12 protein-coding genes are annotated in these 15,138 nt (G+C 68.9%); 3 read left to right on the top strand and 9 right to left on the bottom strand.

Going from position 1 to position 15,138, the window contains the following annotated elements:
- Nucleotides 1–3: 3 nt before the first annotated feature.
- The 7 genes from ENSA7_RS13285 to ENSA7_RS13255 form a co-directional block, all read right to left on the bottom strand.
- Entirely contained in the window at nt 4–399 is a 396-nt protein-coding gene (locus ENSA7_RS13285) for an acyl-CoA thioesterase (protein ID WP_106089753.1), read from the bottom strand.
- Nucleotides 400–467: 68 nt separating this feature from the next.
- Nucleotides 468–947: a response regulator gene (locus ENSA7_RS13280; protein WP_146157652.1), complete on the bottom strand. Its 480-nt coding sequence runs from the start codon at nt 945–947 to the stop codon at nt 468–470.
- A complete protein-coding gene (locus ENSA7_RS13275; RefSeq protein ID WP_106089647.1) occupies nt 944–3,949 on the bottom strand; it encodes a tetratricopeptide repeat protein in 3,006 nt (1,001 codons plus the stop codon). Before ENSA7_RS13275 ends, ENSA7_RS13280 begins: the two co-directional genes overlap by 4 nt.
- 59 nt (nt 3,950–4,008) lie before the next feature.
- The gene (locus tag ENSA7_RS13270; protein ID WP_106089646.1) at nt 4,009–5,727 is read right to left on the bottom strand and encodes a sigma-54-dependent transcriptional regulator; all 1,719 of its coding nucleotides are present in this window, start codon (nt 5,725–5,727) and stop codon (nt 4,009–4,011) included.
- 86 nt (nt 5,728–5,813) lie between these two features.
- Nucleotides 5,814–6,251 carry a hypothetical protein gene (locus ENSA7_RS13265; protein WP_146157650.1) on the bottom strand — a complete coding sequence of 146 codons (438 nt, stop codon included), beginning with the start codon at nt 6,249–6,251 and terminating at the stop codon, nt 5,814–5,816.
- A gap of 74 nt (nt 6,252–6,325) precedes the next feature.
- Nucleotides 6,326–6,832 (bottom strand): hypothetical protein, encoded by a 507-nt coding sequence (locus tag ENSA7_RS13260; protein WP_106089644.1) that lies wholly within the window; start codon nt 6,830–6,832, stop codon nt 6,326–6,328.
- A gap of 126 nt (nt 6,833–6,958) precedes the next feature.
- Nucleotides 6,959–7,387: a hypothetical protein gene (locus tag ENSA7_RS13255; RefSeq protein WP_106089643.1), complete on the bottom strand. Its 429-nt coding sequence runs from the start codon at nt 7,385–7,387 to the stop codon at nt 6,959–6,961.
- A 286-nt stretch (nt 7,388–7,673) separates the two neighbouring features.
- Here ENSA7_RS13255 and ENSA7_RS13250 point away from each other — a divergent pair, with 286 nt between their 5' ends.
- The 3 genes from ENSA7_RS13250 to ENSA7_RS13240 are packed head-to-tail and all read left to right on the top strand — an operon-like array spanning nt 7,674 to nt 13,071.
- On the top strand, nt 7,674–10,415 hold the full coding sequence (locus ENSA7_RS13250) for a protein kinase domain-containing protein (protein WP_106089642.1): 2,742 nt from the start codon (nt 7,674–7,676) through the stop codon (nt 10,413–10,415).
- Nucleotides 10,412–11,767, top strand: coding sequence for an adenosylmethionine--8-amino-7-oxononanoate transaminase (gene bioA / locus ENSA7_RS13245; protein WP_106089641.1), 1,356 nt, complete (start codon nt 10,412–10,414; stop codon nt 11,765–11,767). The genes ENSA7_RS13250 and bioA overlap by 4 nt, the downstream gene beginning before the upstream one ends.
- On the top strand, nt 11,764–13,071 hold the full coding sequence (locus tag ENSA7_RS13240) for a hypothetical protein (protein ID WP_146157649.1): 1,308 nt from the start codon (nt 11,764–11,766) through the stop codon (nt 13,069–13,071). The genes bioA and ENSA7_RS13240 overlap by 4 nt, the downstream gene beginning before the upstream one ends.
- 95 nt (nt 13,072–13,166) lie before the next feature.
- Here ENSA7_RS13240 and ENSA7_RS13235 read toward each other — a convergent pair whose 3' ends face one another.
- Nucleotides 13,167–13,886, bottom strand: a complete 720-nt coding sequence (locus tag ENSA7_RS13235; protein WP_181233704.1) for a PA14 domain-containing protein — start codon at nt 13,884–13,886, stop codon at nt 13,167–13,169.
- A 366-nt stretch (nt 13,887–14,252) separates the two neighbouring features.
- A complete protein-coding gene (locus ENSA7_RS13230) occupies nt 14,253–14,984 on the bottom strand; it encodes an MXAN_5187 C-terminal domain-containing protein (protein ID WP_106089638.1) in 732 nt (243 codons plus the stop codon).
- Nucleotides 14,985–15,138 lie beyond the last annotated feature (154 nt).

Below are 15,138 nucleotides of genomic sequence, written 5' to 3'. Positions count from 1 at the left end.
CGCTCACACGCTCGCGCCCGCGTCGATCGGGATCGGGCGCCCGGTCTCGTCGATCGACACATACACGGCTTCGGCCTTGGTGACCTCGACGCTGCGCTTGATGTCCGTCGGCCGATGCGCGACCACGCGAACACACACGGTGATCGAGGTCCGACCGACGCGCAGCACCTCGGCGTAGCAGCTGACGATGTCGCCGACCCGGACCGGATGCGTGAACACGACCTCGCGCATCGCGATGGTGACCACACGCCCGACGCCGAGCCGATGAGCTGCGATCGCGCCGGCCTGATCGATCAGGCTGAGGATCTTGCCGCCGAAGATCGTCCCGTGAGCGTTGGTGTCCGCGGGCATCATGCACACCCGGATCGCGGGGTGGGGATCGTCGGGGATCGTCGTCATCGCCGGCACACTAGCAGCCCTGGAAACCCGCGTATGCACGTCGCCGCGAGCGGGCTGCGTCGTCGCGCTCAGCCGGCGACCGCGCCGAGGATCGTCCGGCGGATCGTGCTCGCGTCGGCGTAGTCGGGGCAGTAGTACAGCCCCGGATCTTTGCTCGACAGGGCTCGGAACCGCTTCTCCTCGACTCCAAAGTCGTAGGACAGGATCACCGGCCGACGGTACCCGGCGTCACGCAGCGCCCGAAGGATGAACAGCCCCTGGTTGTCCTGCTGGAAGTGACGCGCGCGACCAATGTCGCCGTTGAAGCGACCCGTCAGCTGGACCATGTCGCCGAGCAGCTCTTCGACGGGGGTCCGATCAAACCGCATGTCGAGGAACACGAGATCCGGCTGCTCGGCGGCGATCATCTCGCAGGCTCGGCCACCGCTCTTGGCCTGTCGGTAGTCGATACCCTCGGCCACGAAGGTCGTGAGGTTGGTGATGTACTCGTCGCCGTCCTCGACCACGAGCACGCGAATTCGACGTTGTTGGTCGTTGTCCATGGTCATGACGCTGCTGTCGCTGCTGCTGGGATCGCGCCGGACACCGGGGCCGGCGTCTCGCTGCCAGTGACCGCGTCCTCGTCGAGCGCGAAGAAGCGCAGGACGACGGCCTTCTCCCACCCGGCCTCGGGCTCGACGGCGATCGAGCCATCGTAACGCGACAGCAAGTCGGCGGTGATCCCCATCCCGCGCTCGACGTAGCGGCCGCGCAACATCTCGTTGGTGAGTCGCTCGGGCGAGCGGTCCTTGATCCTGATTGCCAGGGTCGAGAGCCCGGTGATGTCGTCGACCTCGGTCGCCAGCTCGACCCCGAGCCCGAGCGGCGGCTGAGCGTACATCGCCGACGACATCAGCGAGTTGCGCAGCACGTTGGCCAGGATGTCGTGCAGATCCGTGGGGAAGATCCGGACCTGCTCGCCCTCCCCCTCGATCGTCAGCGGCGAGATCTGGACCGCGTCGAACTTGTCCTCGGTCGCGACCTCTTCATAGACCAGCGCGATGAACTCCGGGTCGACGCGGGCGATGCACAGGCTGCGGATCACGTCGCTGAGCCGATCGAAGGCGCGACGGCCGAGCACGTCGCCCGCGCGCAGCAACACCTTGGCGAGCTCGAGCTTCTTGTTGGCCCGCAGCCCGCCGGGGTGCCGCAGCCACTTGGCCATGCCCGCCACGTCATCGAAGGCCTTGAGCATGGCCTTGAAGGTGGGATCTTTGCGGCGCAGGTTGAGCGTGACGTCGTGGGCTCGGGCGACGTGCTCGAGCTCGGCGACGTAGTTCAAGAACCGCCCGTAGATGCCACGTCGCTCGCCGCGGTGCGGATCGCTGTCGCTGTTGGTGTCGTCGTCACCGAACAGGCGGCGGGCCAGCAGCGTGGCGCGGGCCTCCGCGTCGGGCTCGTCGAGCTCGAGCGCGCGCCCAACGTCCGACAGGAACGCCGTGTTGTGCTTGAGGATCTCGTGGCGGATGAGGCTCAAGATCCGCGCGACCTCGGGGAAGCAGCTGGGCGAGCGCTCGAGCAGCTGCGGCAGCGACGACCCGCGAACGCGCCGCCAGATCAACCCCAGCGGGATCGACAGCAGCACCAGCGAGCCCAGCGCGATCGCCAGATAGACCTTCAAAAACACCGAGTCCATGTGGGCGCGCAGCTCCTGCGCCGAGTCCCAGTAGACGTCGTAGGGCCCGGCCTCGGTCAGGTAGAGGTCGAGCTGCTCGCTGGCTGCCCACAGCTCGAGGTTGTCCCACAACAATTTTGCGAGGCGGAACCGAGCGATGACCGAGCCGAGGTCGGCGGCCCGGCGCAGGTGCGAGCGGCCCTTGGCCGAGTCGGCCAACATCAGGCCGAGCCGCTCGTGGACCTCCATCTGATCCGGGTCGACGCCGAGGCTCTCGTCCCAGTAGACCCGCGCCTGCCCCTGCCGGCCCTCCTGCACATAGACGACCTGCGCGAGCATGTTGAGCAGCGCCGTGTCGTGCGGGAATTTTTCGCGGGCCTTGAGCAGCAGGGTCTCGGCCCGATCCCACTCGCCGTGCTCGGCCCCGAGCACGTAGGCCTCGCTGATCAACCGGTGGAGCTCCGGGTCGAGCCGCCCGACGTTCGAGGGCAGCGGCGGCGGCACGAACGGCACGTGCTCCTCGACCTCGCGCTCGAGCGCGGCGATCGCCTCGCGGGCGGCGTCGCGCTGCGGATCGTCAGGATCCCCGTACTCGAGGTAGTCGCGGAAGTGCTCGATCGCCTTTTGCTTGTCCGAGCGGGTGTAGAGCTCGCCCAGGTGAAAGTGCAGGACGTGCAGGTCGGGGCGCAGGCGCAGCGCCATGTCGAGGTGGGTGCGCGCCTGCTCGTCTTCGGCGCCCGAGAATTCTTTCTTGTAGAGCAGCCCGAGCGCCATGTGGGTGGCGTAGTCGTAGCGCTCCATTGCGATCGCGCGCTTGAACGACTCGATCGCCGCTGGCAGGTTCTCGTTGCGAGCGTAGACCTCGCCCAGATAGTAGTGAGCCCGCGGGTACCAGGGTGAGTCTTCGACCGCGAACTCGAGCTCCCGCAGCGCGGCCCTGAGATCGCGGCGACGCAGCGCCTCGAGCCCGCGGTTGTAGGCGGCCTCGGCCTCGGGCGTGGGCTTGCCGCCCTGCAGCTCCTGGATCTCGGCGACCGCGAGCTGGATCTGCAGCTCGTCGATCCATTTCTTGGCCTGGCGGACGGCCTCGAGTTCGTCCGGGTGCATGGCCAAGATCCGCTCGTACACGGCGACGGCCTGCTGCGGCTGATCGAGCCGGCGATGCAGCTCCCCCTCGAGCTCGAGCGCCGCGAGCTTGGGGATGACCTCGCGGGCCCGACACTCGCGGCGGTAGGCGTCGAGGTGCGCGACGGCGGCCTCGAGGTGGCGATGCTGCTGCTGCTCGAGCGGCGCGAGCTCGGCCTCGGCGGCGCGCAGCTCGGCGGCGATGAAGCGAATGTCATCGGGGCGGCCGACCTCGCCGACCTCGAGCGCGGCCAGCTCCTCGGCGATGTCGAGCCGCTCCTTGGCGTAGACGTCGGCGCACTCGCCCATCCACGCCACCGCGTTCTCGCGCTCGGACAGCCACAGCCCACGCGGGTCGTAGACCTCGAGCAGGGTCAGATCCTCGATCGCCAGGCGTGGGCATCGCCCCTGCAGGGTCGCCCGCTTGTGCACGTGGGCGCGCCCGCGCAGCGACTCGGGATCACCGTCATGAATGTCGAGGGCGGCCGTGTACTCGTTGATCGCCTCTTGCCAGCGGCGCTGCTGCATCGCGCGCTTGGCCCGGCCCAGGTGATCCGCGAACGCGATCTCGCGCTGCTGCTCGAGCGTGAGCGGGTCGAGCACGCCCTCGCCACCCTCGTCGTCGACGCCGGGCAGCTCGCCGCTGGTCGAGTCGGGGCCTGGCAATGGATCGCGGGGCGGGGCGGCGGACACCAGGGTCGAGAGCGCCAGCAGCCACACCGCGAGCAGCATGGCCAGCCCGCGCAGCACGACCGCCCGACGAGCGGTCACGGCCGAAACGCCTGCCGACAACCCTGACCGCGCGCGTTGGCGTGTGCGCATCTCCAGCTTCACCCCGCCCGCGTCCGCTTCAGCTCGCGCAGCTTGATGCCCAGCTGGTTCATCCGCAGCTGGACCTTGCGTCCCGACTCTGGATCCGCGAGCAGGAACTCGGCGACCCGCGAGAGGTCCCCGGCGAAGTGGTGATACAGGCGCTCGAGGTACTGCCGCTCGACCTCGCAGCTGACGGCATTGAGTGACTCGGCCGGCGACACGCGGACTCGCAGCCGCAGGCCGTCGCTGTCCTCGATGAGATCCTCGCCGGCCTCGACGACCGGCTCCCCGAGGCCCGCCTCGGCGAACGGGCGCAGCAGATCGCGGATCGTGCGAGGCTGGATCACGATCACATCGGGCCGCGCCTCGAGCTCGCCGTCCTCCGACTCGACCGGCTCGATCTGATCGACCCGATCAACGAGCTCGACGAGCGTGAAGGTGACCAGGTTCGACAGCACCATCTCGAACTGGCGAAAATTGCCGGGCCAGTCGAAGTCCTGCAGCAAGTTGTAGCTGTTTTGATGCAGCAGCAGGTGGATCCGGCGCGGATCCGTCTTGAGCGGGACCTTGCGGCCCACGGTCACCCGCATCCGGTCTTGCTCGGCCGGCGCCCACAGCCCGCGCTGCTCGGCGTACTGCATGAGCAAGTCGCGGTTGTAGCCGCTCTGGCACACGCGCTCGAGGAAGAACTCGAGCAGGTGCTGAAAGTCATCGCGACGCTGCCGCAAGCTGGGCAGGGTCACCGCCGTCGACGGGTTGAGGCGCATGAACAGATCCTCGCGGAACCGCCCGCTGCGGACCATCTGCGCCAAATTTTCGTTGGTCGCGACGACCAACTTGATGTCGGCCGTGCGCTCCTCGACCGATCCGACCGGATGGTAGCCGCCCTCTTGCAGCACCAACAACAGCGACTTTTGCAGCTCGAGCGCGAGGTTGCCGATCTCATCGAGGAACAGGGTGCCACCGTGGGCGCGGGCCAACACGCCCTCGCGCGAGCTGCTCGCGCCCGTGTAGGCGCCCTTGACCACACCAAACAGCTGCGCGGCCATCAGCTCGGACGGGATCGTGCTCAGATCGACGGCCATGAACGGCCCGGTGCGCTGCGAGTGGGGATGGATGTACTCGCGGGCCAGCAAGCTCTTGCCAGTCCCGGTCTCGCCTTGAATGATGACCGGCAGCTGCCCGCGCGCGAGGATCGCCAGCCGGCGGCGCAGATCCGCCATCGCCGGCGCGGTGCCCCAGTAGAACGGCCCCTCGTCGTCGGCCGTGCTGCGCTGCTCGCGAGCGAGGATCCCCTCGACCTGGACCTTGAGCGCGCGCGCGTCGAGGTACTCGTCGTCGAGCAGGTAGGTGTAGTCCTCGGCGTGGAGCCGCTCGGCGTCGGCCTCGAGCGGGAGGTCGTCGAGGGCGGTCATCACGATGACCGGGAGATCCGGGTAGCGGCGACGCAGGCGATCGAGGATCTGCAGGCCCTGTGAGCGACGCAGCCGCTCGTGAACCCGCTGCGGGTCACCCTTGGCCAACAGCGCCGACTTGTCCTCGGGGAGCAGGTCCTCGTCGGGGATGTCGAAGTGGACGTCGAGCAGGACCAGGTCGATGCTCCGGCGCGAGCGCGCCAGGATCTGCATGGCCTGCTGGTGGTTGCGCGCGGGGCCGACGAACTCGTGCTCGGGCATGAAGCGCCGACACAGCTCGAGGTACTTGTCCTCGTCGTCAATGATGAGGATCGACGACATGCTAGAGCTCTCCGCGCGCTGCGCGACCCGTGCAGACGAATGACACGAGGCCAACTACGAGGCCAGTCACGAAGCTAGTCACGAAGCTAGTCACGATCCCGCAGCAGCCGTCGATGGAGGTTGCGCAGCTGGAGACGAATGTCCTGCTGGGCGGCGCGGATGCTGGCCCGCTCACGCGCCACGGTCTCACGGTCACCGCTGAGCAGCGCCTCGCCGACTCGCTCGAGCTGGGCGACGGCGCTGCCGACGGCCTGGAGCTCGGGCTCGAGCGGGCGAGGTAGGGCGGCCTCATGCGCCTGCCAGATCTCCCAGGCGGCCTCGCGTCGGTCGCCGTGTTTGCGCGTCTCGAGCAGGTCGGCACGCAGCGCCGTGATCAGCTCCTCGGCGACCGGGCCATCCCACACGGCGTCGTCGAGGTTCGCAGACGTCCACGCCACGTACTTCCCAAGATCGTGTTTGAGCGCGGCGACCTGCTCGAGCAAGTCACCAGCTGGCGTGTGTGCGTCCCCTGCAGTCACTGTCACGCGAGAGCATCCCGCAAGCGCTGCACGCGAGCAAGCCTGACCCCGGAGAGCCCCGGAGAGCAATTATCGAAGCTTCAGCCGGCCGCGACGACGCCGTCGGGCAGCGAATAGCGCGTGGCCCGAGCCCGACCGATGCTCGACACCTTGCCGACCCGCCGCATCCACGACAGGTAGCCGCGCAGCTCGATCGTGTCGACCTCGATGCGCTTGGCGAGCTGCCCGATCGTCAGTGACGGCGTATCGGTGAGCACCTCGAGGATGCGCCTGTACATGTATTCTTCGCGGCTCTGGCTGTCGGCCGAGGTCGCGGGCTTGGTGTCGACTTCGCTGTGAGCCCGAGCAGGGCTAGCGTGGCCAGCCTGGCCTGCGGCCCCACGCTTGGCCCCGGCGCCGGCGGCGATCAGGGCGTCCTCGAGGTCGGACAGGGTCAGCTCGCGCATCGCGTCGCCGGCCTCGCTGGCGAGCAGCTCGCGGATCGTCGTGATCAGGGGGGCCTTGGCGAGCGTCTGCTTGGCGGCCTTGCGCAAGCCTGAGCGATTGTTCGCCAACGCGTTCTCGAGTAGTCGAGCGATCTCCAACATTTGCCTTCATATCCCCGCGCGTGCGTAGACGGCGGTCGAAACGTGAGCGGACTATGCCACCAGATCGGGCAGCTGCCAAGCGCCCGCGAGCCCGAGAAAAGTCTGTGTGTGTCGATCCCGGCGCGCTCAGTTGCAAGTGAGGTAGCCGAGATCTACCTCGCGGCTCTCGCAGGGATAGCAGCAGTCGTCGCAGCCCTCCGCAAAGTCGAGGCCGACCCCGTAGGTCAGGCCGCTGTCGGTCTGCGCGCCGAAACAGATCCACTCGTCGACCTCGCACAAGATGGTCTCGAGCCCGTCGTAGCCGAGCCCGGGTGTCCTGTACTCCGCGTCCCCCGACGGCCAGGTCCAGTCGCGTGCGTCAGAGAACAACTTCCAGCTCACGTGTGACCCGTCGTCACAGTCATCGGTCACCCGAAAGGTCATCAGCGGCGAGCAGCCTGCGCCGTACGGATCATCGCCGTCGAACCCGTCCTCGCAGTAGCAGGCGCCGCGGTAGTCGTAGGCATAGGGCCCGCACTCGGTGTCCTCGACGACGAGCACGCAGCCGAGGCTCACGGCGCTCGAGAACCCAACAGCAACAACACACAGACGTAGGGCAAGACGGAAATTCGAGACAGACATGGGGGTGCTCCGGGGTGCGCGAGCAACGATAGCGGTTCTGAGCGCGCTTGACTTGCGGGACACCCCGCGGTCGGGGACCGGGCGATCCCCCTGCTAGAGCGAGCCGGCCCTGCGGTGGGTAGCCTCGCGTGGCGCCAATTGCAGCCTGTCCCGGCTGTGAACCAAACGCTGCGTTGGAAATCGTAGCAATTTCGGGGTATCGGCTAACATCCTGAGACGCGTGTTCCCGCCCGATCAGACCGCCGAGCTGAGTACGCCGACAGGCCGCAAGCCAGCTCGCGCAGACGTCGCCGCCGCCGCCGACTCGATCGCCGATGGCCGCAGTCAGCACCGCCCACCGAGCAAGGTCGGCGTGTGGGAGGAAGGCGCCATCATCAACGATCGCTACACGCTCGAGCGGCGGCTCGGCAGCGGCTCGATGGGCGAGGTGTTCCTCGCCAGCGACCGCCTGCTCAAGAAGCACGTCGCGCTCAAGGTCCTGCGCGGCGAGATGGCCAAGAGCCGCGCCACCGTGCGCCGGTTCCTGCGGGAGGTCGCGCTGGCGCACTCGGTGACACACCCCAACGTCGTCCGCATCTACGACACGGGTGAGACCGACGGGCTGCCCTACTTCTCGATGGAGCACCTGCAAGGCCAGACCCTCGAGCAGCTCATCGACGTGAGCCGGGCGAACCGACCCGGTGGCGCCGACAACGACGACGGCGGCCAGGCGGGCGGGGAGCTCGGTGACCCGCCCATGACCCTGCGGGAGATCCGAGAGATCAGCTACGAGATCCTCTCGGGCCTCGCCGCGGCCCACGAGGCTGGCATCGTCCACCGTGACCTCAAGCCGGCCAACGTGATGCTGACCCACCGCGGGGCGATCGTCATGGACTTCGGGGTCGCGGGCTTCGACTCCCCGACCCCGGGGGTCCGGCCCAACCCGGCCGAGGCCCGCTCGCTGGTCCGGACCGAGGCCGGGACGATCTTTGGCAGCCCGGCCTACATGGCCCCGGAGCTGTGGGAGGGCGCGCCCGCCACCGTCCAGAGCGATCTCTACTCGTTCGGCGTGATGCTCTACCAGATGCTGAGCGGGCGCCTACCGATCGAGGCGCCCAACGCCAAGGCGTTCCTGATCAAGCTCAAAGAAGAGAAACCGCCGCCGATCCGACAGCTGCGCAAGGACACGCCGTGGAACCTGGTGCTGTTGATCTCGCGCTGCATGTCGGGGGATCCCGAGCAGCGCCCGATCTCGGCCAACGCCGCGGCCAACCTGGTGTCGCCGCTCGCCAAGCGCTGGCGCTGGATCATCACCGCGGGCCTGTTCGCGCTCACGCTCGGGCTCGTCAGCCTCGGGCTGCGCAGCGCCGAGGAGCGTCGGTTCCTCGACATGGGTCTGCCCGACGCGATCGCGGCCGCGGATCTCGACGCGTTCGTGCGCAGCTTCGACGTCGGCGACTACGACAGCGCGGTCCGACAGATCGAGCGGCTCGAGATCCGTGCCCCCGAGTCGGCGGCGGTCGTGTACTGGCGGGCGACCCTCGAGCACGCGCTGGGCAACGAGCCGCGCCGCTGGGATCGCTGTCAGGCGGCCGGCTACATGCCCGACAGCGCGGGCGAGCAGTGGCGCGGGAGCGACGACTGGCGCGAGCTCGCGATGGGCGCGTGCTCGGCCTCGTACAGCCTCTCGCCCGAGCTGCGGGCGCTGCTCGATCCCAGCAAGTCCAGCAATTTGCCCGACGCGTGGCTGCCCCTCGCGGTCAACGAGTCGCTAGTCCCGCGCATCGAGGCGGCCCGCGATCTCGGGCCCGGTCTGCGCCAGGAGGCGCAAGACGTGCTGCAGCGGCTGGATGAAGCGCCCGACCTCGAGGGCCCGCCGCTGGCGATCCGCTGGCAGCTGGCCCGATTCGAGCTGCGCGTGGCGCTGGGCCGGTTCGACGAGGCCCGCAACCTGCTCGACGATCTTCTGACTGGCCACCCCGAGGCGCCGATCGTGCTGGCCCGGGCCGCCCAGTTCTACGCGCTCAGCGGCGAGCTCGACCGCGCCAGCGAGTGGGCCAGCCAGGTCGAGCCCTACGACCCCCGCCCAACCGTGCGACTGCTGCTCGACGCAGGCCGGCTGAACGACGCCACGGTGATCATGGATCGCTACGCGACCGGTCCTGGCCCCCACCCGCTGCAGCAGTGGCTGCTCGACAGCTGGTGCGGCTACGCCTATCGCTTCGAGCTCGAGACCGCCCCCGAGCGCTGCGGCGCGGTCGGTCCGGGGCTCGTGCACAACATGTGGATCGCCGGGCGCCTCGACGGCGCGGATCAGCGGGCGATGAGCACGATCGAGCGCGAGATCGCCAGCGCGCAGGTCTCGATCAACCGCCGAGAGTGCTGGGCGCGAGGCATTCAGGCCAGCGTCGTGACCCACACCATCCCGCCGTTCGAGACCTACCTGCGCCAGCTCGACATCTACGCGGCGCTCTGCTTCAACGCCAGCGACGCGCGCCCCAACCCCAAGCTCGCGCGGCGGCTCGCCGACGACCTGGTGAGCGCCGCCCCGGGCGATCCCTGGGCGCTGCTGGTCGACGCGCAGGTCGACGACGCGCAGCTCGCCAGCGCGACCGCGACCGACAAGCGCCGCAAGGTGCTCGAGCGCTGGCGGGAGGCCGACCCCGATCTCCCGCTGGTGCGAACGCTCCGCAAGCTGGTCGGCGAGCCAGATCCGGTGATTGAGCCGGTGATTGAGCCCGAAGCCGAGCCGGAGCCCGGCACCAGCGAGCCTGCGCTCATGACCCCCGTCAGCCCTGCCGCGCCCAGCTCCCTCCATACCGGGCTGGACTCGGAGCCGGGCCTCGAGCCGGACCCCGAGATCAATCCTGATCTCGAGCCTGATCTCGAGCCTGATCTCGAGCCTGATCTCGAGCCGGAGCTCGAGCCGGAGCTCGATGCTGACGGGGCACGCGAGCCAGACCACACGGACGAGGCCGAATGAGCGAGCTCAGCAGGCGGGATCAGGCGGTGCTCTGGCACCCCGCCACCCACTTCGGCGACCTCGAGCGCACGCCCCCGCTGCCGATCCACTCGGCGCGCGGCGTGTGGCTGACCGACGAAGACGGCCGCCAGATCCTCGACGGGATCGGCTCGTGGTGGACGTCGATCCACGGCCACGGCCACCCGCACATCGTGGCGGCGATCCAGCGTCAGGTCGCGCGGCTCGACCACGTGATGTTCGCCGGGTTCACCCATGAGCCAGCGATCGAGCTGGCGGAGCGGCTGCTCGCCCTCGCGCCCCGCGACGAGCAGGTCCACTACGGCAAGGTGTTCTACAGCGACTGCGGCTCGGCTTCGGTCGAGGTCGCGCTCAAGCTCAGCTACCAGTCGCGGGTGCTCACGGACCAGCCTCGGCGTCGGCGGTTCGCGGCGCTGCAGCGCAGCTACCACGGCGAGACCCTCGGCGCGCTGTCGGTGTGCGGCAGCGAGGCCTGGCGCGAGCCGTTCTCGGCGCTGCTGCATGACGCGCTGTACCTGCCGGTCCCGAGCTTTCCGGCCCATGAGCACGCGGATCTTCAGCCCGGCGGTGGCTACGGCCTGGGCGCGGACACCCCCGAGGCGGATCGGGCGGTGGCCCTGCTCGAGGCCCACGCCCACGAGCTGACCGCGCTCGTGGTCGAGCCGCTGATCCAGTGCGCCAGCCGGATGAACATGTTCGGGGTCGGGTTCTATCAGCGCCTCGTCGACACCTGCCGACGGCTCGACATCCACGTGATCGCCGACGAGATCGCCGTCGCGTTTGGGCGCACGGGCAAGCTGTTCGCCAGCGAGTGGGCGGGGCGTGCCCCGGATCTGCTGTGCCTGAGCAAGGGTCTGTCGGGCGGCGTGTTGCCGCTCGCGGCCACGCTGATCCGCGCTGGGTTCGAAGCGCCATTTCAGGGCGATCCTGCGCGATCCTTCGCCCACAGCCATACCTTCACGGGCAACCCGATTACCTGCGCGGCGGGGCTCGCCAGCCTCGAGGTGTTCGAGGCCGAGCGCACCCTCGATCGCTTGCCCGAGCGGGTCGCCCAGATGGCGGCGCTGCGGCGCGAGCTCGCGGACCGACATCCGCAGGTGATCGAGAGCCGGCAAGCGGGGCTGGTCGGCGCGCTCACCCTCGACCGCGCGCGCGGACCCGCCGACGGGCGCCTGAGCTTGGCGCTGCGAGAGGCCGCGCTCGCGCGCCAGGTGCTGCTGCGCCCGCTCCATGACACGATCTACTGGATGCCAGCGCTCAACATCGACGCGGCCGCGCTCAGCCGTCTCGCCGAGGTCACGAGCGAGGTCATTGACGAGGTCATGCCCCGATGAGTCGCGCGAGCGCTCTGGCTCGACTGGCTCGACTGGCTGTCCTCGGGTTGCTCGCGTCGGCGTGCGAAGATCCGCGGGAGCCGTTTGATCTCGACGCGATCGTCGCGCCGAACGGCGCGTGCGTGACCGTCGTGCATGAGCAGCTCGAGCTCGACGGCCCGCTGCATCGCTTCATCAGCGACGCCCCAGGCTCGGCCGGCGGCTGGGCGCTGACGACGATCGTCAATGACGACAACCTGCAGGTGCTCGCGATCGTCCGAGTCCCGGCCAGCGCGACCGAAGCCCCAACTCCCAGCGTACAGCTTGGCAGCTTCACGGCCGATCCCGATCACGTCGAGATGCGCGCGGGCGCGCTGCCGGGCGAAGCGTGGGTGCTCAGCCACGCGGGCAACGCCGCGATCCTGCGTCGGCTGGCGCCCGAGCTGGGCGTGGCCGCGAGCAACGGGATGCTCGGCAACTTTCCAATCCAGGATCCGAGCGACAGCTGCCCCACTCAGTACTCGCGCAGCCTGTTGCTGTCGGACGGGCGCCCCTACTTGCTCGCAATCCCCGACTGCAGCCCCAACCCGGGCCTGTCGATCGGTCTGCTCGAGCTCGAGCGCGACACGCTGGAGTTCGGCACCAGCTGGGCGTTGACCTTCGATCCTTGCGCGCAGGTCGATCCGACCGCCTGCGCGCTCGTGTTCTCGTACTGGCTCCCGCTGATCGGCGCCGGCGGCTCGGCGCCGCTCCCCGACACGTCGAGGGTCCCGATCGGCTTCACGCAGCTGCGCGTGTTCGCAGCGCCACCCATCCCGAACGCGCCACCCGGCCAGGAGATGGCGCCGCTGTCCGACGTGGCCCTGCTCGACATGCGGCTCACCGCCAGTGGTCCGACCGCGCGCCTGGTGACGCTGCGCTCGCTGTGGGTTCACACGGTCCCAGTCTCGCTGGGCCCGGTGACCGTCACCCAGGACCCGTACTCGATTCAGCTCCACGTGCGCAACGAGCTGCTCGAGGACGACGCGCTGTTGCTGCGCCTCGATACGATCGATGACGTCTCCATTCCGCTGCGTGATCCCCTACCCTTCGACGGCAAGGGGGAGCTCGTGCAGCTCGCGGATCAGGGCGTGATGCTCGATGTCGAGGACGGCGTGCTGCGGGGGGTCCCGCTGATCGACCCCGGCGGCTGGTCGCTGTGGACCACGCACGACATAATTGCGCTGCCCGACCTCATCGACTTCGAAGTCGCCGGGGTCGGGCAGTTGTTGTTGCGGCGCGAGCAGGCGCCGCCGCAGGTCGTGCACGTCGCGTGCTTGGAGTGACCGGGGCTAGATTTTGATGAGGGGCTTCACAGCCCCTCCCCTGCGGTCGGGCTTCGCCCTCCGTGTCCCCTGGAAGCTATCTCAATTGCAGGGGACTAGCCGGCCGTGCCGTCCGGCTTGAACAGGACCTCGGTCGGGACGATGACCTTGTCGCCGCCGTCCATCGACCACGCGAAGTGCATCGTCATCAGCGGACCGTCAGCCTGGATGTAGCGGATCTCCAGCCTGTACTCGCCGGGCGCGAGGTACAGCAGCTCGCAGGTCTCGACGGCGCCGTCGTGAACGCCGTCGTTGTCGACCAGCAGCGTGTCCTCGAGCAGCAGCTGCGAGCCGTCGTCGCTGTGGAGGCACAGCTCGTACTCGGCCTCTTCGGTGATGTTGATCGATCCGGAGAACCGGAGCGCGTAGTTGGAGGTCAAGCTTGGATCGCCGGGGAACCCGTTGGCGGCGTCGTCCTCGTCAAAGTCGAGGTTGGCGACGACGAAGCTGCTCGATGGCTCGCCGAGGGTGCTGAAGTCAGGGACGGCGCTCACGGCGGCGACGGCGAAGCCCTCGGCCAGCAGCCCGTTCGGCCCCTCTTCGCCCCCATTTTCGTCGGGGACGACGATCGGGCGAGGCGGCTTCTTGGAGGTGACCTTGCGGGCCTTGGTGTTGCGTCCGCCGCTGCGGGTCGCCGTGGATCCTCGCGCGCGGCTGGTGCCTGATGAGGCGGAGTCGGAGTCGCCCGAGCCATCAGCATCGGTGACGCCGTCGGGATTCTGGGTCTCGTCAACTTGCTTCTTCGCACAACCGGCGAGCGCGAGGACAGAGACCATGGCCAATGAAAAGTAGGTTCGCATCATGTACCTCTTCTTGTCGGGGGGCTCAGACGCGGAACGATGGGAGGGATTCAGCCGCCCGTCCACGCGGCTGGAGTGAACCAGCTCTGGAGAGATCCGTCCAGGCTGCTGTGCCCCAAGCAGCCCCGACGCGACCCGTGCTCGGCTCCGCCTCCGCGCGCGTCGCCACCCTCGCTCCGCTCGGGCTCGAGGTCGGGGCTGCCTGGGGAACGCTTCGCTTTCTTTTGTACCCCAGGCAGCCCCGACGCGACCCGTGCTCGGCTCCGCCTCCGCGCGCGTCGCCACCCTCGCTCCGCTCGGGCTCGAGGTCGGGGCTGCCTGGGGAACGCTTCGCTTTCTTTCTTACGAGGCCTTCTGGTCCGAGCGACGCTTGCGGGCCCGGAGGCGGACCTTGCCGCCAGAGGTGTCGACCTCGAAGCGGATTTCGTCGCCGTGTTTCTTTTGTAGTTTGGGCACCTCTCGCGCCAGCTTGTCGACCAGGCGACCGTAGGTGAGACCGCTGACAGACTCGCCCGCGGCCTTCTTGGCTGCGACGAACTGCTTGAAGAGATCCCGAGCCTCGCGCGAGTCGACACCCGAGGGCAGCTGGCGGCTCGCCGCGCCCCGCCCCGAAGCCGTCCCCGAAGCCGTCGCCGCGTTGCGATCGAGCTTGGGCCGGACCCCGCTCTGGTTGGGGTCGACGACGGTCCGGACCCCGCTCTGTGCCGCGGCGCTCCCCTCTTCCTCGGCCCGGCGCCGCTGGGCTTCGTGCTCGCGCCGGGCGGACACGGCCAGCAGGCGCTTGAAGGTCCCCTGCTCGATCTGGCGCAGGATCCGGGTCCAGTAGTGCTCGTAGGTGACGATCCGAGCCTTGAGGGTCTGGGTGCGGAAGCGCAGCGCCGTCACGCCGCCGCGCATCCGCTCGATGTTGCGGACGTGCAGCTTGACGGCGTCGTGCTCCCGGCGCGGGGGGATCCGATCCACGCCGTTGAAGTAGCGCTCGTACGCGACCTTGAGCAGCTCGATCTCCTCCTCGAGGTCGTCGAGGATGTCCATCGTGAGCCGCGCCGACTCGACTTTCTGCGCTCGCGCCAACGGCGTGATGCTACCTGTGCTACCGCGGAGGCGCTAATTGTCTGACCGCTGATCGGGCGCGCGCGCGGGAACAGCGGGCCATCAACTGAGGCAAAGCGCCCCATGTTGCTGGCCACGCCGCGGGGTACAATGGCCCTGCTCGCTCGCTTCGACT

Origin of the sequence: Enhygromyxa salina (genome assembly GCF_002994635.1) — a bacterium.
GTDB classification, from domain to species: Bacteria; Myxococcota_A; Polyangia; order Nannocystales; family Nannocystaceae; genus Plesiocystis; species Plesiocystis salina_B.
This window is presented reverse-complemented; position numbering and strand designations above follow the sequence as displayed.

Coding starts and splice junctions, on each gene's coding strand:
- ENSA7_RS13285 (WP_106089753.1), bottom strand. CDS start 399: ATGACGACGATCCCCGACGATCCCCACCCCGCGATCCGGGTGTGCATG.
- ENSA7_RS13280 (WP_146157652.1), bottom strand. CDS start 947: ATGACCATGGACAACGACCAACAACGTCGAATTCGCGTGCTCGTGGTC.
- ENSA7_RS13270 (WP_106089646.1), bottom strand. CDS start 5,727: ATGTCGTCGATCCTCATCATTGACGACGAGGACAAGTACCTCGAGCTG.
- ENSA7_RS13260 (WP_106089644.1), bottom strand. CDS start 6,832: ATGTTGGAGATCGCTCGACTACTCGAGAACGCGTTGGCGAACAATCGC.
- bioA (WP_106089641.1), top strand. CDS start 10,412: ATGAGCGAGCTCAGCAGGCGGGATCAGGCGGTGCTCTGGCACCCCGCC.
- ENSA7_RS13240 (WP_146157649.1), top strand. CDS start 11,764: ATGAGTCGCGCGAGCGCTCTGGCTCGACTGGCTCGACTGGCTGTCCTC.
- ENSA7_RS13235 (WP_181233704.1), bottom strand. CDS start 13,886: ATGGTCTCTGTCCTCGCGCTCGCCGGTTGTGCGAAGAAGCAAGTTGAC.